Here is a 22897-nt window from a genome sequence, read left to right as displayed (position 1 = left end):
CCCTCCGGCTCCCCCGTTATCGGGGGAGAGCAATCCCGTAGGGAGGGGAATAAGAATAGTACTGTTTATATAAGGTATAGCAAGAAAGTACTGTATGGTTATGAGTAACAATAGTAACTTCAAAACTCCCCTCCCTACGGAGGAGGGGTTGGGGGTGAGGCTTCTGAAGCAATACTGGGGCTATGACACCTTCCGGGGAATCCAGGAAGACATCATCAACAGCATTACCGAGGGACGGGACACTTTAGGACTGATGCCCACGGGAGGAGGAAAATCCATCACTTTCCAAGTTCCGGCGCTTGCCCAGGAAGGACTTTGCCTGGTCATCACTCCGTTGATTGCCCTTATGAAGGACCAGGTACAAAACCTGAAAAAGCGGGGAATCAAGGCGCTTGCCATCTACTCAGGCATGAGCAGGCAGGAAATCATCGTCACACTGGAGAACTGTATATTCGGCAATTTCAAGTTCCTCTATATCTCCCCCGAAAGGCTCGATACTGAAATCTTCCGCACCAAACTGCAGAAGATGAAAATCAGTATGATTACGGTAGACGAAAGCCACTGCATATCGCAATGGGGCTACGATTTCCGTCCCGCCTATCTGAAGATAGCCGAAATACGCGAACTTCTGCCCGGCGTACCCATCCTGGCATTGACAGCCACCGCCACTCCGGAAGTAGTGAAAGATATCCAGGCCCGTCTGCATTTCCGTGAGGAAAATGTGTTCTGCATGAGTTTCGAACGCAAAAACCTTGCCTATATCGTCCGCAAGACGGAAAACAAGACGGGAGAGCTGTTGCACATCCTGCGCCGTATGCCCGGAAGCGCCATCATCTATGTGCGCAACCGCCGCCGCACCAAGGAAATTACCGAACTGCTGCACAACGAAGACATCACCGCAGATTTCTACCATGCCGGACTGGATGACGCCACCAAAGACATCCGCCAACAACGCTGGCAAACAGGAGAAAGCCGTGTCATGGTCGCCACCAATGCATTCGGTATGGGTATCGACAAACCGGATGTACGGATTGTCATCCACATGGATCTGCCCGATTCCATAGAAGCCTACTTCCAGGAAGCAGGACGTGCCGGAAGGGACGGACAAAAAGCCTACGCGGTCGTCCTTTACGCCAAGTCGGATAAGGCAACACTGCACAAACGCATTCCCGACACCTTTCCTGAAAAAGAATATATAAAGGAAGTATATGAGCATCTTCAATACTATTACCAGATGGCAATGGGAGATGGACAAGGCTGTGTACGCGAGTTCAATATAGAAGACTTTTGCCGAAAGTTCAAGTACTTCCCCGTTCCCGTGGACAGTGCCTTGAAGATTCTGACACAAGCGGGATACTTGGAATATACAGACGAACAAGACAATGCATCCCGGCTACTGTTCACTATCCGTCGAGACGAACTTTATAAACTGAGAGAGCTCGGCGAAGATATGGACAAACTCATCCAAACCATTCTCCGCTCCTATACCGGGGTCTTCACAGACCATGCTTTCATCAATGAAGATTCACTGGCCATACGCACTGGACTCACACGCCGGCAAGTGTATGAACAGCTCATCCACCTAGCCAAGCTACATATCGTCAGTTACATCCCCCGCAAAAAGACACCATATATAATATACACGCGAGAGAGGGTTGAAATGCGCCACCTGCAAATCCCTCCCACCGTGTACGAGGAACGCAAAGAGCGATATGAGAAACGCATAAGTGCCATGCTGGATTACGTGAGCAGCGATACCGTGTGCCGTAGCCGGATGCTGCTACACTACTTCGGAGAGAAGAACGAGCATAACTGCGGGCAGTGCGACACTTGTATCAATTTGAAGAACAAGAAACCTTCCGGCCACCTTTCGGAAAAGGAACTTTCTGAAAAGATTCTTCAAGCCCTATCTGATAAACCACAAACTCCAGCCACTTTGGCAGAACAGATACCAGACGATAAAAACATGCTCATCGATGTGTTACATGAATTGTTGGACGAAGGCAAGGTAATTGCTGTCAACGGAATGCTTCAAATCAAAAAATAATTCATTACTTTTGCCGTTGGAAAAGAATGTCCTGCCGCTGAGAGGAACATCTCCTATCAACCATGCCCCTCCTTTTCCTTTTTAATTTTTAATTCTTTAAATTTTAATCACCTATGGGATTCTTTAAATCTTTTTTCTCCGGCAAGTCAGACAGTCCGGCAAATGAGAAACAAAAAAACGAACAGAAGAATTTTGAGATATTCAAGTATGACGGTATGCGCGCACAACGCATGGGCCGTACAGACTACGCCATCAAATGCTTCACTGAAGCCCTTGCCATTCAGGAAGACTTCGAGACCATGGGATATCTCGCCCAAGTCTACACCCAGACCAGCGAACTGGACGAGGCGCACAAACTGCTGGAACGTATGACCGAAATAGAGCCGGAACATACCTCCACCTACCTCAGTCTAGCCAACGTATGCTACATGCAGGAAGACTATCCCGCCATGGCAGGAGCGGCAAAGAAAGCTATCGAAATAGAAGAGGGCAACGCCATGGCACACTACCTGCTCGGCAAAGCAGACAATGGGCAAGGGGACGGCATCATGTGCATCGCTCATCTTACGAAAGCCATCGTACTGAAAGATGATTTCATCGAAGCACGTCTGCTCCGTGCCGAAGCACTGGTCCAAATGCAGCAATACAAGGAAGCGATGGAAGACATAGACACCATTCTGGCACAAGACCCGGAAGACGAAAGTGCCATCTTGCTCCGCGGAAAGATAGAAGAAGCTACGGGAAACAAAGAAAAAGCAGAAAGCAGTTATCAGAAAGTGACAGAGTTGAATCCCTTCAACGAACAAGCCTTCCTCTACTTAGGACAGCTTTACATCACCCAAAACAAGCTGGCAGAAGCCATCGAGCTCTTTACGGAAGCCACAGAACTGAACCCTAATTTCGCAGAGGCCTATCATGAGCGCGGACGTGCCAAGTTGCTGAACGGAGACAAGGAAGGCTCTGCGGAGGACATGAAGAAAGGACTGGAACTCAATCCTAAAGAGATACAGAACTTTAACGGACAATATGGTAACCAACCGGGGGGAAGTACCGGTAATATCCTAGGATTATAACAAATTCAATTATTGCCGCCAATGAAACGAAATTTATTTCTATCAGTACTTTTTGTACTGATGTTCGCACCTGCCCATGCACAGCAAGTGAACATATTGTCCTATAACGTACATAATTGCATCGGTATGGACAAGGAGTACAATTACCGACGCATTGCCAATGTTATCAGTCAAACTTCTCCGGACATAGTCGCCCTGCAGGAACTTGACAGTGTAACGGTGCGCAACAAAGGAATCCATGCTCTCGGAGAACTAGAAAAACTGACCGGAATGCACGGGACTTATGCAGCAGCCATTCCTTTTCAGGGTGGAAGCTACGGCATCGGAATCCTCTCCAGAGAGATACCCATAAAATACAAAATCATTCCAATGCCCGGACGGGAAGAAAAACGTACCCTCATTATTGCAGAATTTAAAGATTATGTATTTTGTGCCACACACCAGTCCCTCACTCCAGAAGACCAGCTCCTTGCCGTACCATTGATAGAAAAAGCCTTGCAAAACGTCGATAAGCCCATCTTTATGGCAGGCGACATGAACTCTGCACCAGCAAGCGCTCCCCAGCTGGAATTGGCAAAACATTTTGCCACCCTCAATGACACAACCTCTTATACTTTCCCGGCAGACCGTCCCAACCGATGTATAGACTACATCTACGGCTATTCCAAGAATGGGTATCGGTTTGACGTACAATACCGGAAAGTCATAGAAGACACCATTTCATCCGACCATCGTCCGGTTCAAGTCATTGTACAAGTTAAAGGGAAATAAGTTAAATTGCTACTATCCCTAAAAAAAACATTGTTTTTTGTTTGTATATAAAAGAAAAGCATTACTTTTGTCACGTAATTCAAAAACAGAGAATACAAGTATGAAGTCATTTACTTATGCATATTACTTCTTTTTTTACTTTTACTTTAGCCAGAAAGTAGAGCGGGAGTTTGTATGTATCAAGTGACAGTGATGCTTAAGGACTGAATAGAGAAACAAGTAAATATACAGAATCCCGCTCCATCGTATGGAAGCGGGATTTTTTTTATAGCATAACCAAGAAAATAAAAATAATGAAAAAGGTAGCCATTCAAGGAACATTAGGCTCGTATCACGACATCGCCGCACACAAGTACTTCGAAGGAGAAGAAATAGAGTTAATCTGTTGCGCCAACTTTGAAGACGTGTTCGGTGCCATCAAAAAAGACAGTCAGACCATAGGAATGCTGGCAATAGAAAACACCATTGCAGGTAGTTTGCTGCATAACAATGAGCTATTACGCCAAAGTGGCGCACAGATTGTCGGCGAGTACAAGCTGCGTATTTCCCATAGTTTTGTCTGCCTGCCCGATGAAGACTGGGATGATATTACCGAAGTCAACTCCCACCCTATCGCCCTGATGCAATGCCGCGAATTCCTGGGGCAACACCCCGGAATCAAAGTGGTGGAAGGCGAAGATACCGCCCGCAGTGCCGAAATCATCCAACAGGAACATCTGAAAGGCCATGCAGCTATCTGCTCCAAAGCTGCTGCAGAGCGTTATGGCATGAAGGTCCTGCAGGAAGGTATCGAAACCAACAAACATAACTTCACCCGTTTCCTGGTCGTAGCCGACCCTTGGCAAGTAGATGAACTGAACCGGCATCGCAGCAAGGACGTCAACAAGGCAAGCATGGTATTCACACTTCCCCATACTGAAGGAAGCCTTTCCCAGGTATTGTCTATTTTGTCTTTCTACCGCATCAACCTGACCAAGATACAATCACTGCCCATCATCGGGCGTGAATGGGAATACCAGTTTTACGTAGATGTCGTCTTCGACAATGTGCTGAGATATAAACAATCCATTGCGGCCATCACACCGCTGACCAAAGAACTGAAAATATTAGGAGAATATGAAGATGGAAAATCAAACGTGTAGAATAAAGCCTGCCGACCGCCTGGCAAGCGTAAGCGAATACTACTTCTCGAAGAAGCTGAAAGAAGTGGCACAAATGAATGCCGAAGGAATGGATGTCATCAGCCTGGGAATCGGAAGCCCCGACATGCCGCCTTCCGAAAAGACAATCCGGACACTTTGCGAAGCTGCCTGCAATCCGGACGGACATGGTTACATGCCCTACGTAGGTATCCCCGAACTGCGCCGCGGTTTTGCGGACTGGTACAAAAAATGGTACGGTGTAGCATTGAATCCCAACACAGAGATACAACCGCTCATCGGCTCCAAAGAAGGCATCCTGCACGTGACGCTGGCCTTTGTCAACCCCGGTGAACAAGTATTGGTTCCCAATCCCGGCTATCCCACCTATACTTCATTAAGCAAGATTCTGGGTGCCGAGGTCGTGAACTATAACTTGAAAGAAGAAAACGGCTGGATGCCCGACTTCGACGAGCTGGAACGGATGGACATGAGCCGTGTAAAACTGATGTGGACCAACTATCCCAATATGCCCACCGGGGCGAACGCAACACCGGAACTGTACCGGAAACTGGTGGACTTCGCACGCCGCAAGGACATCGTCATCGTAAACGACAACCCCTACAGTTTCATCCTGAACGAACATCCCATCAGCATCCTCAGTATTCCGGGTGCCAAAGAGTGCTGCATAGAATTCAATTCCATGAGCAAAAGCCACAACATGCCGGGATGGCGTATCGGCATGCTTGCCTCGAATGCCGACTTCGTGCAATGGATATTGAAAGTAAAGAGCAACATCGACAGCGGTATGTTCCGTGCCATGCAACTGGCAGCCGCCACTGCCCTGGAAGCAGAGCAAGACTGGTATGACGGCAACAACGCGAATTACCGCAACCGCCGTCAGTTGGCAGGAGAAATCATGCATACCCTGGGTTGCACCTACGACGAAAACCAGGTAGGCATGTTCCTCTGGGGCAAGATACCCGACAGCTGTACAGACGTGGAAGAACTGACTGAACACGTGCTGCATAAAGCCAGAGTGTTCATTACTCCCGGATTTATCTTCGGAAGTAACGGGAAACGGTATATCCGCATCTCCCTCTGCTGTAAGGACAATAAACTGGCAGAAGCATTGAAGCGTATCAAGGACATGAAATAAATGCTTACAAGTAAGAGATGAACACTCTAAAGCCGGAATCCCGTTTACTAAAACTCCACCGGAGATTTACTAAAACGGGAGGAACGATTTAGTAAATCTTCTCCGACGTTTTACTAAATCTCCGGGACCTTGCTCAGAAAGTCTTCTGAAAAGGGGGAAACGTCACAAGGAAGAAAAAGCATAATTAAAGAATATTATTAAACAAATAAAGAATATGGAACTCGAATTAGAACCTATCACATTACCTGGTGTTGAAGACAAACGCCCTATGGTAATAGCCGGCCCCTGCAGTGCCGAAACCGAAGAACAAGTAATGAGCACCGCCAAACAATTGGCAGACAAAGGCCTCAAGCTATTCCGTGCCGGCATCTGGAAACCGCGCACCAAACCGGGCGGCTTCGAAGGAGTAGGCGTAGACGGCCTTGCATGGCTGAAGGAGGTAAAGAAAGAAACCGGCATGTACGTTTCAACAGAAGTTGCTACCGCCAAACATGTATACGAATGCCTAAAGGCTGGAATTGACCTTCTTTGGGTAGGTGCACGTACCACCGCCAATCCTTTCGCCGTACAGGAAATTGCCGATGCACTGAAAGGCGTAGATATCCCGGTACTGGTGAAGAATCCGGTAAATCCTGACCTGGAGCTGTGGATTGGAGCTTTGGAACGTATCAACAATGCAGGCTTGAAACGTCTGGGTGCCATCCACCGCGGGTTTAGCAGCTATGACAAAAAGCTCTACCGTAACTTGCCCCAATGGCATATCCCCATTGAGCTGCGCCGCCGAATTCCCAACCTTCCTATTATCTGTGACCCCAGCCACATAGGTGGAAAGCGCGAACTGGTTGCTCCACTCTGCCAGCAAGCTATGGATTTGGGCTTCAACGGACTGATTATCGAGAGCCACTGCAACCCGGACTGTGCCTGGAGCGATGCAGCCCAGCAAGTCACCCCGGATGTGCTGGATTACATCCTCAACCTGCTGGTCATCCGCAAGGAAACACAAAGCACCGAGAACCTCAGCGAATTGCGCAAGCAGATAGACGAATGCGACAACAATCTTATTCAGGAGCTGGCCAAACGGATGCGTGTGGCACGTGAAATCGGTACATACAAAAAAGAGCATGACATGACCATCCTGCAAACCGGACGCTACAACGAAATCCTCGAGAAACGCGGCTCGCAAGGCGCATTGTGTGGCATGGATGCTGAATTCATCAAAAAGGTATTTGAGGCGATACACGAAGAGAGTGTGAGGCAACAAATGGAAATTATAAATAAGTAATTATTTAATATGCTAATGTGCCAATGTGCTAATTGGCTGCGCAGTGATGCCGCATGGCAATTAGCACATTAGCACATTAGCACATTAGCACATTAGCACATTAAACATCATGAGAATACTAATACTTGGAGCCGGGAAAATGGGCTCTTTCTTTACAGATATATTGAGTTTCCAGCATGAGACGGCTGTGTTCGACGTCAATCCGCACCAACTGCGTTTTGTCTACAACACCTACCGCTTCACCACACTGGAAGAAATCAAGGACTTCGAGCCGGAGCTGGTCATCAATGCCGTTACGGTGAAATACACGCTGGACGCTTTCCGCCAAGTGCTGCCAGTACTGCCTAAGGACTGCATCATCAGTGACATTGCTTCGGTAAAGACCGGATTGAAGAAATTTTACGAAGAAAGCGGTTTCCGATATGTATCGACACATCCCATGTTCGGCCCTACTTTTGCCAGTCTCAGCAATCTGAATACAGAGAATGCCATCATCATCAGCGAAGGTGACCACTTGGGAAAAATCTTCTTCAAGGACCTCTACCAGACAATGAAACTGAACATCTTCGAATATACATTCGACGAGCATGATGAGACTGTAGCCTATTCGCTGTCCATTCCGTTTGTATCCACCTTCGTGTTTGCAGCGGTAATGAAACACCAGGAAGCTCCAGGCACTACATTCAAGAAGCACATGGCTATTGCCAAAGGACTGCTGAGTGAAGATGACTACTTGCTCCAAGAAATTCTCTTCAACCCGCGCACTCCCTCACAAGTGGAGAACATCCGCCTGGAACTGAAGAATCTGCTGGAAATCATCAACAACAAGGATGCGGAAGGCATGAAGAAGTATCTGACCAAAATCAGAGAAAAGATTAAATAGATAAAATGTCCATTGTGAAAACATCAGGTTCCCTCGTCCTCAACGAGGGATTTTTCCTATCTTTGCACTGTTAATAGAACCGCTTTCATGATAGACCAACCCACTATAGACAGAATTCTCGATGCCGCACAAATATACGATGTCGTATCGGACTTCGTTACCCTGCGCAAACGCGGCGTGAATTATGTAGGACTGTGTCCCTTCCACGATGACAAAACCCCTTCTTTCTATGTATCCCCCGCCAAAGGGCTCTGCAAGTGCTTTGCCTGTGGAAAAGGAGGAAATGCAGTGCATTTCATCATGGAGCACGAACAGATGTCTTATCCTGAGGCGCTGAAATATCTCGCAAAAAAATACGGCATTGAAATCAAAGAACGCGAACTATCCAGCGAGGAGAAGATAGCACAGAGCGAACGGGAAAGCCTCTTCATTGTGAACAACTTTGCCCGTGACTACTTCCAGAATATCCTAAAGAACCACGTAGACGGACGGAGTATCGGCATGGCCTATTTCCGCAGCCGCGGCTTCCGGGATGACATCATCGAGAAGTTCCAGTTGGGCTATTGTACCGAGAGCCACGATGCCCTTGCCCAGGAAGCTTTGAAAAAAGGCTATAAAAAGGATTATCTTGTCAAGACCGGCCTCTGCTACGAGACGGACGACCACCGACTGCGCGACCGCTTCTGGGGTCGGGTCATCTTTCCGGTACACACTCTCTCCGGCAAGGTGGTGGCTTTCGGGGGACGTGTGCTTGCCGGCGCCACCAAAGGCGTCAAGGTGAAGTACGTCAACTCGCCTGAATCGGAGATTTACCATAAAAGCAATGAACTGTACGGCATATATTTTGCCAAACAAGCCATTGTGAAACAAGACCGTTGTTTTCTGGTCGAAGGTTATACAGACGTCATTTCCATGCACCAATCGGGCATAGAGAATGTGGTTGCCTCTTCGGGCACAGCATTGACATCCGGACAAATCCGGATGATTCATCGTTTCACCAACAATATGACAGTGCTCTACGACGGTGACGCTGCCGGTATAAAGGCCTCTATCCGAGGTATTGATATGTTGCTGGAAGAAGGCATGAACGTCAAAGTCTGCCTCCTGCCCGATGGTGACGACCCGGACTCCTTTGCACGCAAACACAATGCGACGGAGTTCCAGGCCTTCATACAAGAGAATGAAACGGACTTTATCCGCTTCAAAACCAATCTGTTGCTGGAAGATGCTGGAAAAGACCCCATCAAGCGTGCCGAGCTTATCGGAAACCTTGTGCAGAGCATTTCCATCATTCCCGAAGCCATTGTGCGTGATGTCTATATCAAGGAGTGCGCCCAATTATTGCACGTAGAAGATAAACTGCTGGTTTCTGAGGTTGCCAAGCGTCGCGAAAAGCAAGCCGAGCAACAAGCTGAGCGAGCAGAATGTGAGCGTCGGTCGGCCAATGCCGCAAGAGCCAATGCAGAAACGGGGGTCAATGGCAGTCATACTGCAGCTACCAACCCCGACGCACAACAAGCTGGCTATCCGTCCCAATCACTGCCTGCCGGTCTCCCTTCCGAAACACCTCCACCTTTTCCACCCGAGGAAGAATATGTATCCTTCATCCCGCAGGAGGGCAAGGAGGGCCAGGAGTTCTATAAATACGAACGACTTATTCTGAAGATGGTAGTGCTCTATGGTGAGCGGGTGATGTGCAATGTCACCAATGAAGAGGGGCAGGAAACCCCTATCACTGTAACTGAATATATAGTCAATGATTTAAAAGAAGACGAACTTGCCTTCCACAATCCGCTTCACCGGCAAATCCTGACAGAGGCTGCCGAACGTATCCACAATGAGGGTTTTACCGCCGAACGGTATTTTGTGGCGCATCCCGACCCCGTCATCAGCAAGCTGAGTGTGGAGCTTATCAGCAACCGCTATCAGTTAAGGAAATCACAGATAGAACAAATGGTAACGGACGAAGAACGCCTCTATGAGCTAATTCCACGGTTAATGATAAACTTCAAATATGCCATCGTCTGCGAAGAATTGAAGCATACCCTATTTGCGTTACAGAACCCTGCCATAGCCAATGATGAAACCCAGTGTAACAGCATCATGGAGCGCTACAACGAATTGAACAAAGTAAAAAGCATCATGGCAAAGCGGCTGGGAGACAGAGTCATCCTGAATTTTTAAATTCAATTCGGGGAGTTCTCCGTCAAGAATTATGCCTGATTAAATTCATAAATTCCTCGCGAGTCTTCGCTTGGTTGAATGCTCCGGTAAAATCGGATGTAGTGGTAATGGAGTTCTGTTTCTCTACTCCGCGCATCTGCATGCACATGTGTTTGGCTTCCACAACAACCATAACCCCCAGCGGATTCAGCGTCTCCTGAATACACTCTTTTATTTGGAGAGTCATACGTTCCTGCACTTGCAGGCGGTGAGAGAAAATATCCACTACGCGGGCTATCTTGCTCAGTCCGGTAATGTAGCCGTTAGGAATATATGCCACATGTGCCTTTCCGTAGAAGGGAAGCATGTGATGTTCGCAAAGCGAGAAGAAGTCAATGTCTTTCACAATCACCATCTGACTGTATTCCTCTTGAAATTTGGCCGAACGGAGTACCTCGTGCGGGTCCATATGATACCCTTTCGTCAACGACAACATGGCCTTCGCCACCCGTTCAGGTGTCTTCTGCAAACCTTCACGTCCGGCATCTTCACCCAACAGAGTAAGGATGCGGTGATAATGTTCCTTCAATTCATCTAATGAAGGAGATACAATTTCTTCTTTTCCTAACATGATAATTCTTTATAAGGGGATGTTTATCTGCTCTTTCACGATAGAAACTTCCTTGAATACACCAGTAGCCCGCAACTGACGCATCATGGCATCCGCTTCTTCGATACTGCGGAAATCTCCTGCACGGCACAGCCAACGAGGGGGATTGAAAGAGGTATAAACTGTAAGTTCGGGAAAATGTTCCTTGATGCGGGTAGCTACCGCATAAGCTTCGTTCTTGGCCTGACGGGTATTATTCCCTGCATAAACTTGTATGCGGTAACCCGAACTTTTAATCACTTTCTGCTCATCCGAACCGGCAGGAACATACTCCGAACCTATCAATGCCGCAATGCGTGCATCTTGATGGATAGTCACCTTGCCTTGTCCCGGCACATTACGTTCCAGGCTTTTCACAATATTATTCTGCGCTACAGAAATCGTTGCAAAAGCGAAACATGCAACTAAAAGTAAACCAAGCTTTTTCATGAGTCAATATCTTTATATAACGGAAAATGGAAAGCTGAAAATGGAAAATAGAAAATGAAAAACAGTCATGCAGATACAACATGCAATCCATTTTCAATTTTCAACTTTCAGCTTTCAACTATTTAATTAAAGGCATCGATGATACCCTTGAAGTCAGAAACCTTCAAGGCAGCACCACCAATCAGACCGCCGTCAACATCCGGGTTGGCAAACAGTTCCTTTGCATTAGAAGGCTTACAGCTGCCACCATAAAGGATAGAGCAGTTGTCAGCAATTTCCTTACCATACTTTTCAGCAATCAAGGAACGGATGAAAGCGTGGATTTCCTGTGCTTGTTCTGCAGTAGCAGTCTTACCGGTACCGATAGCCCAAACCGGCTCGTAAGCCAAAATAATCTTAGAGAAATCTTCGGCAGACAAAGAGAATACAGAAGCCAGCTGAGCGGCTACCACTTCATTCTGCTTGTTTGCTTCACGTTCTTCCAATACCTCACCGATACAGAAAATCGGAGTCAGACCGTTAGCCAAAGCCAATTTTACTTTTTCTTCCAGAATAGCAACTGTTTCACCATAGTAAGCACGACGTTCAGAGTGACCCAGAATGACATATTTTGCACCAGTAGAAGCAACCATAGCAGCTGATACTTCGCCGGTATATGCGCCTGACTCCTTGTCTGCACAGTTTTCTGCACCTACACCAATCTTGGCAGCGTCTACCAAAGGAGTAACAGATGCCAGGTGGATAAACGGAGTACAGATGATTACATCACAGTTAGGCTTTTCGTTAGCCAATGTTTCATTCAGTTCTTTTGCAAGAGCAATACCCTCTTGGAGGGTTTTGTTCATTTTCCAGTTTCCTGCAACAATGTTTTTTCTCATTTTGTTTTATTATTAAAAGGGTTAATGTATTTACTATTTGACAATTTACTATTTACTATTTGATACTATTGTTGTCTGAGGCGTTGTTTCTCCCGGCGCCTTACGACTAAAATATCGACACAAAGCACCATCATCAGAGGAAGGATGAACCACAGCAACACATAGCCTATTGTTTGTAAGTCACTTTCCTGCTTCTGCTTGCCCAATTCCAACTTGTCCAGGCTATCGGTCAGCACATATTCATCAGGCAGCCGGTTGTCACTCCACTTATTCAAAATTGTTCCGTCCTTTACCAACAGCAAACCGGGATTTGAACGGATAATGGTCTTCAGCGTAATATCATCTGTCTGGCAGAAAGGGTATTCCGCTCCAGTCTTGTCACGCCACAATTCTATCTCGTCTTCCGGAGATGAAGTCAAGGCATAAAAGCCATAACCATGCTCCACACTGTAATCGTATATTTCATTGATAAGGTCGATGTTACTGTCGTCCGCTCCTTCTATCCGATGGGCAACCAGCAGAAACGTATATCCTTTATCCGACAGTACGCTGTCCGTTATATCTTCCCATGTATCCAGACTCATCATGGAAAAATCATGAATGGGAGGTTCATAACCTTTTTCCTTCAGTATCGTACGCGATTCTACAAACGTCCATGTACTGTCCGGATAGTTGTCCAATGTAAATTCCTGACGCTTTCCTCCTTTTTCCAAAATGAACCGGCTTTCAAACACGCTTGGTTTAGCACCTTCCGGAATTTCCATGCCCGCCTTGATATTCGCTCCAATTCTGTAAGGTCGGAAATCAAGTATCGGCAAATTCTCCAGGCAATAGAAGGACAACGCAAACACAAATAGAAACGTATACATGGAAATCATCCACTCCATCTTCGGAGTAATGAAACGCACCAGTAAATCCTGCCACTTGAATACAGATACTGCCGCCACCAACAATACTACGTTCTTGCCGAAAGTCTGCCAATTGGTCAATATCCACGCATCACCGAAGCATCCGCAGTCGGATACCGGATTCGCCAAAGCCAGATAAAGTGTTAGCGGAGTCATTACAACCATCAGCAATAATGCCAATACAGATGCCACCTTCCGGCGTATACCCAAAAACAAGAAAACACCTACACTGAACTCTATGGCAGACAACGCTATCCCTACCAGCAAGGGCGCATAAGAAGGAAACCAGGAAATCATGCCGAAAGCCGTCAGGTAATCTTGAATTTTATAGAAGAAACCCAACGGATCAACAGCTTTCACAAATCCGGAAAATATGAACAAAGCCCCCAGCAGAAAACGGCAGAGGTTCACCCAAACTTTCCCGACAATATGTTTCTTGTCAATCTCCAAATTCAATCTTAATTAAGCCGAATACAGAATAGTTAATCATATCCATATAGTTGGCATCAATACCTTCCGAAACCAAAGTCGCTCCGGACAAGCTTTCAATCTGCTTTGTCCGATAAATCTTCATCAATATCAAATCCGTATACGAACTGATACGCATACTACGCCAAGCCTCATCATAATCATGATTTTTGGCAAGCATCAACTCCAAAGAGGTTTTGGCATATTTATCATACAGCACCAACGCCTCTTCATTGGTCATATCGGCAGCTTCGGCATAACCAAGCTCCAACTGTATCAATCCTACAATTCCATAGTTGACAATAGCTATGAATTCAGAACGGATGCCTTCGTCTACCAAAGTCACCCCTTTCGTTTCAATACTTCTGATACGGTTGGCTTTGATGAATATCTGATCTGTTACGGAAGACGGACGAAGAATGCGCCACGCCGGACCGTAATCATGAAGTTTCTTAGAGAACAAGTCACGGCAAACCGCAATGACATGTTCAAATTGTTGCTTGGTATCTTTCATTTCCTTTTTTCACAGTGCGCTGCAAAGATAGGAATAATTAAAGAAAAAGAAAAAGAGGGCACTCTAAAATCTATTAAAGTACCCTCTTCTATAGAGATTGTTTACGTTTTTATGAGCAGCGCAATACTTGTCCCGGTCTCAGGATTGTTTTACGCGTAATTCTGTTCAGTTTGCAAAGCTTGTCGATGGAGGTTCCCTGACGTGCTGCAATCCGTCCCAATGTGTCTCCCTTCTTTACCTTATAGAACAGACCTTCACCCGATGCCATGCTACGCGCCGTACCGGAAGAGCCTTTTGTCTTATGGAAAGTATAGGAATCAGCTACGATATCCTGCTTTTCAAAATCAAACATAAGCGCAGGATTGATGGGAATACCCAAGAAACGGGTTTCAAAGTGAAGGTGTGAACCGGTAGAACGTCCGGTATTTCCTCCCAATGCAATCGGTTCGCCGGCTTTTACCAACTGGTTTGTATCAACTAATTGTTTAGACAAGTGTCCGTAAACTGTTTCCAAGCCATTGTCGTGACGAATAACGACGTATTTGCCGTATCCACGACGACCTTGATTCTTGACAACGCGTACTTTTCCATCAAAAGCCGCACGGATTGTATCGCCTACATACACCTTGATATCCAAACCATAATGAGCTCTTCTTCTCCGGGGACGGTAACCGAATACATCTGTGATACGGGTATTGGGAGTAGGCATACAGAAACCTGTCAAATCAAATGTATAGCTCTCAGGCACAATCGCATTGCCATAGGCTTGTACGAATTCGTTGTTCCAGTTGGGATACAAATCCAAACCCGGATACAATGATTGTTCCGCACGTATCTGTTTTTGCAAAGCCAGTGAATCAACACTCTTAAGTTTTCTGTCGATAGGGGCCTGGCGGGCAATCAGGTCTTGCGAGAAAGAATTCAAGCTAACCATTGCCGTCGCAGCCAATAAAGCAGTTTTTATCCAATTAAAATTCATCCGTTTCGTCATTCATTTTGATATCCGTTGCAAGCATCTCGGCAAATCAAACACCACTTGTTCTACGCGAATATCCAGATTGATTTTCAAAAATTCTCCCAAAGGTAACATTTCTCTCTGAAAAACGACATCAGTCATTAACTATTTTTTCGAAGAGGAGGAAACTGTAAAGCTCGCAAAGATGTCTTAATCCCCTATAGATAGGAGATTTACAAGCAAACATGTTTTACAACATAAAATGCAATAAAAGTGCATGTTTAACCGTTTTTTCAGCTAATGGCAGCCCAATTAACGTTCGTTTTTCTCAACGCTTTCAGTTGTCGCCACAAGACCTCGTTCTCAGGCAACATGCCATGTGGATCTGCATCCACCACCGTTTGCGCTACTTCACGGACATATTGCAGCAGTTGTCCGTCACGGGCTATATCGGCAATCTTCAGATCGAAAGCAATGCCGCTCTGCTGTGTCCCTTCCAAATCTCCAGGACCACGTAGTTTCAAGTCTGCTTCCGCTATTTCAAAGCCGTCATTAGTCCGCACCATTATCTCCAAACGCTTCCTTGTATCCTCCGCCAACTTGTAGCCGGTAACCAGGATACAATAGGACTGGTCAGCTCCACGTCCTACACGTCCCCGAAGCTGATGAAGCTGGGACAGCCCGAAACGCTCGGCGTTCTCAATCACCATCACCGAAGCATTGGGCACATTTACACCTACCTCAATCACGGTGGTAGCCACCATTATCTGTGCCTCGCCGGATACAAACAATTGCATCTGAGCATCCTTTTCAGCAGGTTTCATCTTTCCATGTACCTTGCAAACCCTACACTCGGGAAACTCTTCACAAACATGCAGATACCCTTCTTCAAGGTTCTTTAAGTCAATCTTTTCGCTTTCCTTAATCAGCGGGTAGACAATATAGACCTGCCGGCCTTCGGCAATCTGCTTGTGCATGGACTGATACAAGCTTATCCGACGGCTATCAAACTGATGAAGAGTGACAATCGGTTTACGTCCGGGAGGCAATTCATCGATGACAGACACATCCAAATCGCCATAAAGCGTCATTGCCAATGTACGGGGAATCGGGGTTGCCGTCATCACCAATACATGGGGAGGCTGCACATTCTTTGTCCACAACCGTGCCCGTTGGGCCACACCGAAACGATGCTGCTCGTCAATCACAACCAAACCGAGCGAAGCAAAATTCACCGTATCTTCAATGACGGCATGGGTACCTATCAGTATATGTATGTCTCCCGTCAACAAACCGACAAGGATAGCTTCGCGCCGCTTGCCCTTAACAGAACCGGTCAACAGTTCCACACGTACCTCCATTCCATACAGCAGCTCACGGATGGTTTCATAGTGCTGGTTTGCCAAAATCTCGGTAGGTGCCATCATGCATGCCTGAAAACCATTATCGAGCGCCATCAACATACTCATCAGTGCGACAAGCGTCTTTCCACTTCCCACATCCCCTTGCAGCAAGCGGTTCATCTGCTTTCCTGAGCCTACATCCTTACGGATTTCCTTCAATACCCGCTTCTGTGCATTGGTCAGTTCAAAAGGAAGATTACGGGAGTAGAAGGTATTGAACACTTCGCCCACCCTTTCAAAAATATAACCGCGATATTTCCGCTGACGGTCTTTTGCATACCTCAGAATATTCAACTGTACGTAAAAGAGCTCCTCAAACTTCAGGCGATACTGTGCCTTACGCAATAAATCCGGATTAGCGGGAAAGTGTATATTGACCAAAGCTTCCGTCAACGGCATCAGATGATGCTCGGCAAGTATAGCGGGAGAAAGGGTCTCGGGCAACGGCTCACGCAACTGCTGCACCACCGTATTCATCATCTTCTCGATGGCATGCGAATTGAGAGAACTCCGTTTCATCTTTTCAGTCGTATTATAATAAGGTTGTAACCCCATGGACGACAATTTCAAATCCGAAGCAGAGTCTATATCCGGATGAGCCATATTTATTCTACCATTGAAGAAGGTCGGTTTTCCAAACACAATATATTCCTGATGCACTTTATACTTCCCTACCAAATATTTGATGCCCTGGAACCAAACCAGGTCCACCACCCCCGTACCGTCCGAGAAATGAGCAATCAACCTGCGCTGGCGCCCTTCTCCAGCCGTCTCAAAACTTAGTATTTCACCTTTCAGCTGAATATAGGGCATCGTCCCATCGATCTCCTGAATATAATAAATCCGACTGCGGTCTACATATTTATATGGAAAGTAATATAGCAAATCGTGCAAGGAGTAAATGCCCAATTCCTTATTGAGCACCGAAGCACGCTGCGGCCCGACGCCCGACAAATATTTTATGTCACGCGTGGCTAAATCGAACATGAACCTATCAGAGCTGTGGCTATTTTTAAATCAAAAGGAGTGGTTATTTTAATGTTTTCCCGATTTCCCGGCGTCAAAAAGACAGATACACCCAATGCCTCCACCACAGAAGCATCATCGGTAAAATGGGGTGTATAGGGCTGCTCGTATGCCGCTTTCAGCAGTTCCGCATCAAAAACCTGGGGAGTCTGCACCAATCTATAATCATCCCTGCCGACAGTCACACTGCTTTCCCCTTCCATACGGCGAACGGTCTCCACCACACCGATTACCGGAATTACGGCCTTTTTCTCGGCTGCCAAGTCATAACAGCGTGCAATCACTTCCCGGGCCACGAACGGACGCACCCCATCGTGCACACCGACCAAAGCAGGTGTCTTGACCAAAGCCAAACCGTTCTTTACGGAGTGGAACCGCGTCTCCCCTCCATCTGCAATGGCATGCGGCAATGAAAAACAGTACTCCCTGCACAGCTGCCTCCAGTAATCCTGCTGGCTGTGGGGAAGCACCAATATTATCCGTATCTCAGCATTGTAGTCATAAAACGCCTCCAGAGTGCGCATCAAAACAGGTTTCCCCCCTATCGGGAGAAACTGTTTGGGGAGTTCGGTCCCCATGCGCAAGCCCTTGCCACCGGCAACAATCAGAGCATACTGAACCATTTATGATTTATGATTTATGATTTATGATTTATGATTTTAAATCATAAATCCGTTACGCACATAGCTTCTTTCAGTTCCTGCACCTTCTCTTTGCCTTGCAACAGCTCCACTACGGCCAATGCAAACTCCATGGCAGCGCCCGGTCCTTTACCAGTGATGATATTGCCGTCTCTTTCTACCGGAGCACCCGTACATTCGGCACCTTCCAAATACTGTTCAAAGCCGGGATAGCAAGTAGCCTTCTTGCCTTTCAGCAATCCCAGCTTACCCAATACCATAGGAGCCGCACAAATAGCAGCAATCGGTTTCTGCTCTTGGGCAAAACGCAGTACCAGATTACGCAGTTCTCCACACTTCTCCAAAGTGGACGCACCCGGCATACCGCCAGGCAATAATACAAGCTCTGCATCAAAGAAGTCGCAGTTCACTACATTCTTATCGCACAAGACCGGAACATCGTGTGCTCCCGTCACTATTTCATCAGGGGTTACCGTCACCATTTCTACGTTCAGTCCGGCGCGTCTCATCACATCCACAGAAGTAAAAGCTTCTATTTCTTCAAATCCGTCGGCAAAAAAAACATAAACTGTACCCATAATTGTTCCTCCTCTTATTTTAGATTAAAATAATACGTTATTGTTCCCGTCTGATTGTTCAAGCCGCTTACCGCATTGAAACGGGCTTTCTTGGCAGCATCCTCTGCCGCTTTCCGCAATGCGGGATTGACGGTATTGGTCTGGCGGTTGATGCTGGTTGCTATCACATGTCCGGCAGGGTTCACTGTGATGGTCACCACAACCCTACCTTCATCCTGCACATTATATACCGGCCGCGGCAATCCGCCCTCACCAAGAGAACGTCCGCCCAAATTAAACGAGCCGTAGCCTCCCGTACCCGAAGTGGCTCCGGACGGAGCATTTCCCGTAGGACTTCCTTGAATACCTTCGCCTTCCGTATCGCCTTTACTACCCATTTGGGCACCTTTGCCAAAAGCGCCAACTACCCGTTTACGGGCAGCTTCCTCGGCTTCCTTACGTTCCCGTTCGGCTTTTGCCGCTGCCAGTTTGCGGGCCTCTTCCGCTTTTTCGGCTTCCGTCTTTTCCGGTTTCTTCACCTCCTCCTTTTTCTTGGGTTCGGCTTTGGGCTTTATGGCAACGGTTTCTTCAGTTTCCTGCGTAATGATGTCCTGCTCCACCGTTTCCTGCACCTGAGGAGCGGTTTCCTCCGGCATGACATCTACCTTTACTAAAGAAGGGTCGGCAGCGCCCAGTGCATCGGGCACCTCTCCCAGCATAACGGGTACACCGCCTTCTTCCGAGGGTTCCGGCGGTGTGAATCCTACCAGTATCAGAAGGGCAATAATGGCAACATGCACCACAAGTGCACCTGCCATACCTATATATTTTCCTTTCTTCTTCCGATTCACCATTGCTATTTACAATTAGACAATTTACGATTTACGATTAAAGTTACTTTCCCACTCACGGCTACTTTCGACGCTTACTCTTTACGAGGTTCTTCCAATCGTAAATCGTAAATCGTCTAATCGTAAATCAATCTATTTTCCTTCCGGCGGCCGTGTAGCCAGCACCATCTTGAATTTATTCTCGTTTGCAATGTTCAGCACCTTCACGATTTCCCGGTAAGGCACTGTTTCGTCAGCATACAAAGCTATATACATTTCAGGCTCCCTCTCCGCACACGATTGTAGGAAAGGAGTCAATTCTTCAAGCGTCAGAGACAGTTCCTTGTCATTGCCAAAAGCAGCATAATAATTCAGATTCTTATCTATGATGACTCTTGTCAAAGGCTTTGCAGAAGTCTGTTGCTTTCCCTGCGGCAGCAGTACCTTGATAGCATTGGGCGATACCATGGTAGATGTTATCATAAAGAAAATCAGCAGCAGGAAAATCAGGTCCGTCATGGACGCCATACTGAAATTAGGTGATATTTTAGCTCTACGTTTTAACACGCCTTTAAGTTTTAATTCTTAATTCTTTAATTAATCATTTCGCCGGTTCGTTCAACAAATCCATGAATGCCATTGTCTTGGCTTCCATCTTGTTGACCACGCCATCTATCAATGTCACCAGGTAATTGTAGGCAAACATAGCTATGATACCGACTATCAAACCGCCCACCGTAGTAATCATCGCCTCATAAATACCACCGGAAAGCAACGTTATATCAATATTATTTCCGGCATTTGCCATTTGCCAAAATGCACGTACCATACCCGTCACCGTGCCAAGGAAGCCTAGCATAGGAGCGCCACCGGAAATCGTGGCCATAATCGTCATTCCCTTCTCCAGTTTGGCAACCTCAATATTACCCACATTCTCGATGGCAGCCTGCACATCGTTCACCGGGCGTCCCAAACGGCTGATACCCTTTTCAATCATACGGGCCGAGGGAGTATCCACACTGCGACAATAAGCAATGGCAGCTTTCAATTCCCCACCCAAAATATAATCCTTTATTTTATCCATGAACTGAGGGTCTTCTTTCCCCGCCTTCCGGATAACATAATTACGTTCAAACAAGATGTAGAAACAAAGTACGGACATCAAACCCAAGACAATCATAATCCAGCCACCTTTGATGGCCATGCTCCATAAATTCATTTCGTCGGAAGCGTTTACTTGTGTCAGTACCGGATTGGCACCTGCAATAGAGTCAGTCAGTGCCGGAGCCACTTGGGCCAATAACAACATTACATTCATCAGCGAAGACAGTTTTTATATTCCTTGACCGTACGCTCCAATCCCAGATACAACGCGTCACTAATCAGCGCATGCCCGATGGATACCTCGTCCAGCCACGGAATGTTTTGATAAAAATAATTCAGATTCACCAGACTCAGATCATGTCCGGCATTCAGCCCCAGACCTAAGCTGCGGGCCACCTTGGCAGCCTCGACAAAAGGAGCTACAGCCGCTTCCCGTCCTTTGGGATAAGCCGTAGCATAAGGTTCCGTATATAGCTCCACGCGATCGGCACCGGCTTTGGCAGCATATTCTATCATTTCGGCATCGGTGGAAACAAATACGGAAGTACGGATACCAGCATTGTTGAACTCATCCAACACTTCGTTCAAGAAGTCAAAATGGGTCTTGGTATCCCAGCCTGCGTTTGAAGTCAGCTGTGTAGGGCTGTCGGGCACCAAAGTTACCTGATGCGGTTTCACCTTCAAGACCAAATCCATAAATTCGGGTGCAGGATAACCCTCGATATTGAACTCTGTCCGCAGCAACGGCCGCAAATCATATACATCCTTACGGCGGATATGCCTCTCGTCAGGACGGGGATGCACCGTAATGCCATCAGCACCAAAGTCTTCACAATCCAGCGCTACCTTCACAACATTCGGGACATCACCTCCCCGGGCATTGCGCAGCGTTGCCACCTTATTTATATTAACGCTTAATCTAGTCATAATTCGGTTTATAGTTTGGGACAAAAGTACAAATAATAGTTATATATTGGCAGCATTCTGAGAAAAAAATAGCATCTTTGCACTTCAATCCAACAGAATTGATTATGAAATTTGCCATATTCGGAAATACCTACCAAGCAAAGAAATCCTCGCATGCAGAAAACCTCTTCCGGTTGCTCGGACAGCATAATGCACAGCTCTGCATCTGCCGGGAATTCCATCACTTCCTGACTACCGATTTACATTTAAACATACCTGACGCCGAATTGTTTGACGGAGATGATTTCTGTGCCGACATGGTTATCAGCATCGGTGGCGACGGCACTTTCCTGAAAGCAGCCAGCCGTGTAGGAAAGAAGAATATCCCCATATTGGGCATCAATACCGGCCGGCTGGGTTTCCTTGCCGACATCTCACCGGAAGAGATGGAAGAGACCTTCGATGAAATCTACAACAACCACTATAAGGTGGAAGAGCGTAGTGTACTGCAACTGAGGTGCGACGATGAACGCTTGATGCAATCCCCTTACGCCCTCAATGAGATAGCCGTATTGAAGCGGGACAGTTCGTCCATGATCAGTATCCACGCCGCCATCAATGGCGCTCCGTTGACCACTTATCAAGCTGACGGCCTAGTTATCTCCACACCTACCGGTTCCACCGCCTACTCACTCAGCGTCGGCGGTCCGGTCATTGTGCCCCACAGTAAAACCATTGCCATCACCCCGGTGGCTCCACACAGCCTCAACGTCCGTCCCATCGTCATTTGTGACGACTGGGAAATTACACTTGATGTGGAAAGCCGCAGCCACAACTTCTTGGTTGCCATCGACGGCCGTAGCGAGTCCTGCAAAGAAACGACCCAGTTGCACATCTCACGTGCCGACTATAGCATAAAGGTAGTGAAACGGTTCAACCATATTTTCTTTGATACCCTTCGCAATAAACTAATGTGGGGGGCAGACATCAGATAAGCCTATATCACTTCATTCACTCCAGCAGGATAACTTAATCTTTGCCTTCTGAACAAGAATCACCAGATATGTCCAATCGCAGCAAGGAAGCCTACA

At 46.9% G+C, this 22897-nt stretch carries 22 protein-coding genes; 9 read left to right on the top strand and 13 right to left on the bottom strand.

Translation table 11 applies throughout. The features are described 5' to 3' along the window. Window positions 1–100 precede the first annotated feature (100 nt). The 8 genes from DWX62_RS17910 to dnaG all read left to right on the top strand — a co-directional run bounded on the left by DWX62_RS17910 (window position 101) and on the right by dnaG (window position 10538). Complete coding sequence (locus DWX62_RS17910; RefSeq protein ID WP_120173049.1) at window positions 101–2047, top strand: ATP-dependent DNA helicase RecQ; 1947 nt, start codon at window positions 101–103, stop codon at window positions 2045–2047. A gap of 113 nt (window positions 2048–2160) precedes the next feature. Beyond that, on the top strand, window positions 2161–3120 hold the full coding sequence (locus DWX62_RS17905; protein ID WP_120173048.1) for a tetratricopeptide repeat protein: 960 nt from the start codon (window positions 2161–2163) through the stop codon (window positions 3118–3120). Window positions 3121–3141: 21 nt separating this feature from the next. After that, window positions 3142–3891, top strand: coding sequence for an endonuclease/exonuclease/phosphatase family protein (locus DWX62_RS17900; RefSeq protein ID WP_044468906.1), 750 nt, complete (start codon window positions 3142–3144; stop codon window positions 3889–3891). 293 nt (window positions 3892–4184) lie between these two features. Continuing rightward, window positions 4185–5033 carry a prephenate dehydratase gene (locus DWX62_RS17895; RefSeq protein ID WP_005830004.1) on the top strand — a complete coding sequence of 283 codons (849 nt, stop codon included), beginning with the start codon at window positions 4185–4187 and terminating at the stop codon, window positions 5031–5033. After that, window positions 5008–6189 (top strand): aminotransferase class I/II-fold pyridoxal phosphate-dependent enzyme, encoded by a 1182-nt coding sequence (locus DWX62_RS17890; protein WP_022401362.1) that lies wholly within the window; start codon window positions 5008–5010, stop codon window positions 6187–6189. Before DWX62_RS17895 ends, DWX62_RS17890 begins: the two co-directional genes overlap by 26 nt. A gap of 214 nt (window positions 6190–6403) precedes the next feature. After that, window positions 6404–7471 (top strand): bifunctional 3-deoxy-7-phosphoheptulonate synthase/chorismate mutase type II, encoded by a 1068-nt coding sequence (locus DWX62_RS17885; RefSeq protein WP_005829998.1) that lies wholly within the window; start codon window positions 6404–6406, stop codon window positions 7469–7471. Window positions 7472–7580: 109 nt separating this feature from the next. After that, window positions 7581–8354: a prephenate dehydrogenase/arogenate dehydrogenase family protein gene (locus tag DWX62_RS17880; RefSeq protein WP_117681315.1), complete on the top strand. Its 774-nt coding sequence runs from the start codon at window positions 7581–7583 to the stop codon at window positions 8352–8354. Window positions 8355–8441: 87 nt separating this feature from the next. After that, window positions 8442–10538 (top strand): DNA primase, encoded by a 2097-nt coding sequence (gene dnaG, locus DWX62_RS17875; RefSeq protein WP_120173047.1) that lies wholly within the window; start codon window positions 8442–8444, stop codon window positions 10536–10538. Window positions 10539–10560: 22 nt separating this feature from the next. Here the strand turns inward: dnaG and folE are convergent, their stop codons facing one another. The 13 genes from folE to DWX62_RS17810 form a co-directional block, all read right to left on the bottom strand. After that, the gene (gene folE, locus DWX62_RS17870; protein WP_005829983.1) at window positions 10561–11148 is read right to left on the bottom strand and encodes a GTP cyclohydrolase I FolE; all 588 of its coding nucleotides are present in this window, start codon (window positions 11146–11148) and stop codon (window positions 10561–10563) included. 9 nt (window positions 11149–11157) lie between these two features. After that, window positions 11158–11616, bottom strand: coding sequence for an SPOR domain-containing protein (locus DWX62_RS17865; protein ID WP_005829980.1), 459 nt, complete (start codon window positions 11614–11616; stop codon window positions 11158–11160). Between the two features lie 122 nt (window positions 11617–11738). Beyond that, window positions 11739–12494, bottom strand: coding sequence for a triose-phosphate isomerase (gene tpiA, locus DWX62_RS17860; RefSeq protein WP_005829974.1), 756 nt, complete (start codon window positions 12492–12494; stop codon window positions 11739–11741). 65 nt (window positions 12495–12559) lie between these two features. Beyond that, a complete protein-coding gene (locus tag DWX62_RS17855; protein WP_005829971.1) occupies window positions 12560–13852 on the bottom strand; it encodes a BT_3928 family protein in 1293 nt (430 codons plus the stop codon). Next, window positions 13842–14384, bottom strand: a complete 543-nt coding sequence (locus DWX62_RS17850) for a DUF1599 domain-containing protein (protein ID WP_005833349.1) — start codon at window positions 14382–14384, stop codon at window positions 13842–13844. Before DWX62_RS17850 ends, DWX62_RS17855 begins: the two co-directional genes overlap by 11 nt. A gap of 109 nt (window positions 14385–14493) precedes the next feature. Beyond that, window positions 14494–15363, bottom strand: a complete 870-nt coding sequence (locus DWX62_RS17845; RefSeq protein WP_005837478.1) for a M23 family metallopeptidase — start codon at window positions 15361–15363, stop codon at window positions 14494–14496. Between the two features lie 269 nt (window positions 15364–15632). Then, window positions 15633–17729, bottom strand: a complete 2097-nt coding sequence (gene recG, locus DWX62_RS17840) for an ATP-dependent DNA helicase RecG (protein WP_035450091.1) — start codon at window positions 17727–17729, stop codon at window positions 15633–15635. Then, the gene (locus DWX62_RS17835; RefSeq protein ID WP_009037872.1) at window positions 17717–18391 is read right to left on the bottom strand and encodes a 2-C-methyl-D-erythritol 4-phosphate cytidylyltransferase; all 675 of its coding nucleotides are present in this window, start codon (window positions 18389–18391) and stop codon (window positions 17717–17719) included. Before DWX62_RS17835 ends, recG begins: the two co-directional genes overlap by 13 nt. Before the next feature lie 41 nt (window positions 18392–18432). Continuing rightward, window positions 18433–18987 carry a DJ-1 family glyoxalase III gene (locus DWX62_RS17830; protein WP_005829959.1) on the bottom strand — a complete coding sequence of 185 codons (555 nt, stop codon included), beginning with the start codon at window positions 18985–18987 and terminating at the stop codon, window positions 18433–18435. 14 nt (window positions 18988–19001) lie between these two features. Then, the gene (locus DWX62_RS17825; protein ID WP_120173046.1) at window positions 19002–19820 is read right to left on the bottom strand and encodes a TonB family protein; all 819 of its coding nucleotides are present in this window, start codon (window positions 19818–19820) and stop codon (window positions 19002–19004) included. Between the two features lie 129 nt (window positions 19821–19949). Then, the gene (locus DWX62_RS17820; RefSeq protein WP_243636287.1) at window positions 19950–20363 is read right to left on the bottom strand and encodes a biopolymer transporter ExbD; all 414 of its coding nucleotides are present in this window, start codon (window positions 20361–20363) and stop codon (window positions 19950–19952) included. Window positions 20364–20397: 34 nt separating this feature from the next. Beyond that, window positions 20398–21114 carry a MotA/TolQ/ExbB proton channel family protein gene (locus tag DWX62_RS17815; protein ID WP_005833356.1) on the bottom strand — a complete coding sequence of 239 codons (717 nt, stop codon included), beginning with the start codon at window positions 21112–21114 and terminating at the stop codon, window positions 20398–20400. After that, on the bottom strand, window positions 21114–21827 hold the full coding sequence (locus tag DWX62_RS17810) for a pyridoxine 5'-phosphate synthase (RefSeq protein ID WP_005829949.1): 714 nt from the start codon (window positions 21825–21827) through the stop codon (window positions 21114–21116). Before DWX62_RS17810 ends, DWX62_RS17815 begins: the two co-directional genes overlap by 1 nt. 104 nt (window positions 21828–21931) lie before the next feature. Between DWX62_RS17810 and DWX62_RS17805 the strand changes: the two genes are divergently transcribed. Beyond that, the gene (locus DWX62_RS17805; protein ID WP_009037868.1) at window positions 21932–22801 is read left to right on the top strand and encodes an NAD kinase; all 870 of its coding nucleotides are present in this window, start codon (window positions 21932–21934) and stop codon (window positions 22799–22801) included. The last annotated feature ends 96 nt before the right edge of the window (window positions 22802–22897 follow it).

The sequence above is a fragment of the Bacteroides sp. AF20-13LB genome (assembly GCF_003603065.1).
GTDB lineage: Bacteria > Bacteroidota > Bacteroidia > Bacteroidales > Bacteroidaceae > Bacteroides > Bacteroides uniformis.
This window is presented reverse-complemented; position numbering and strand designations above follow the sequence as displayed.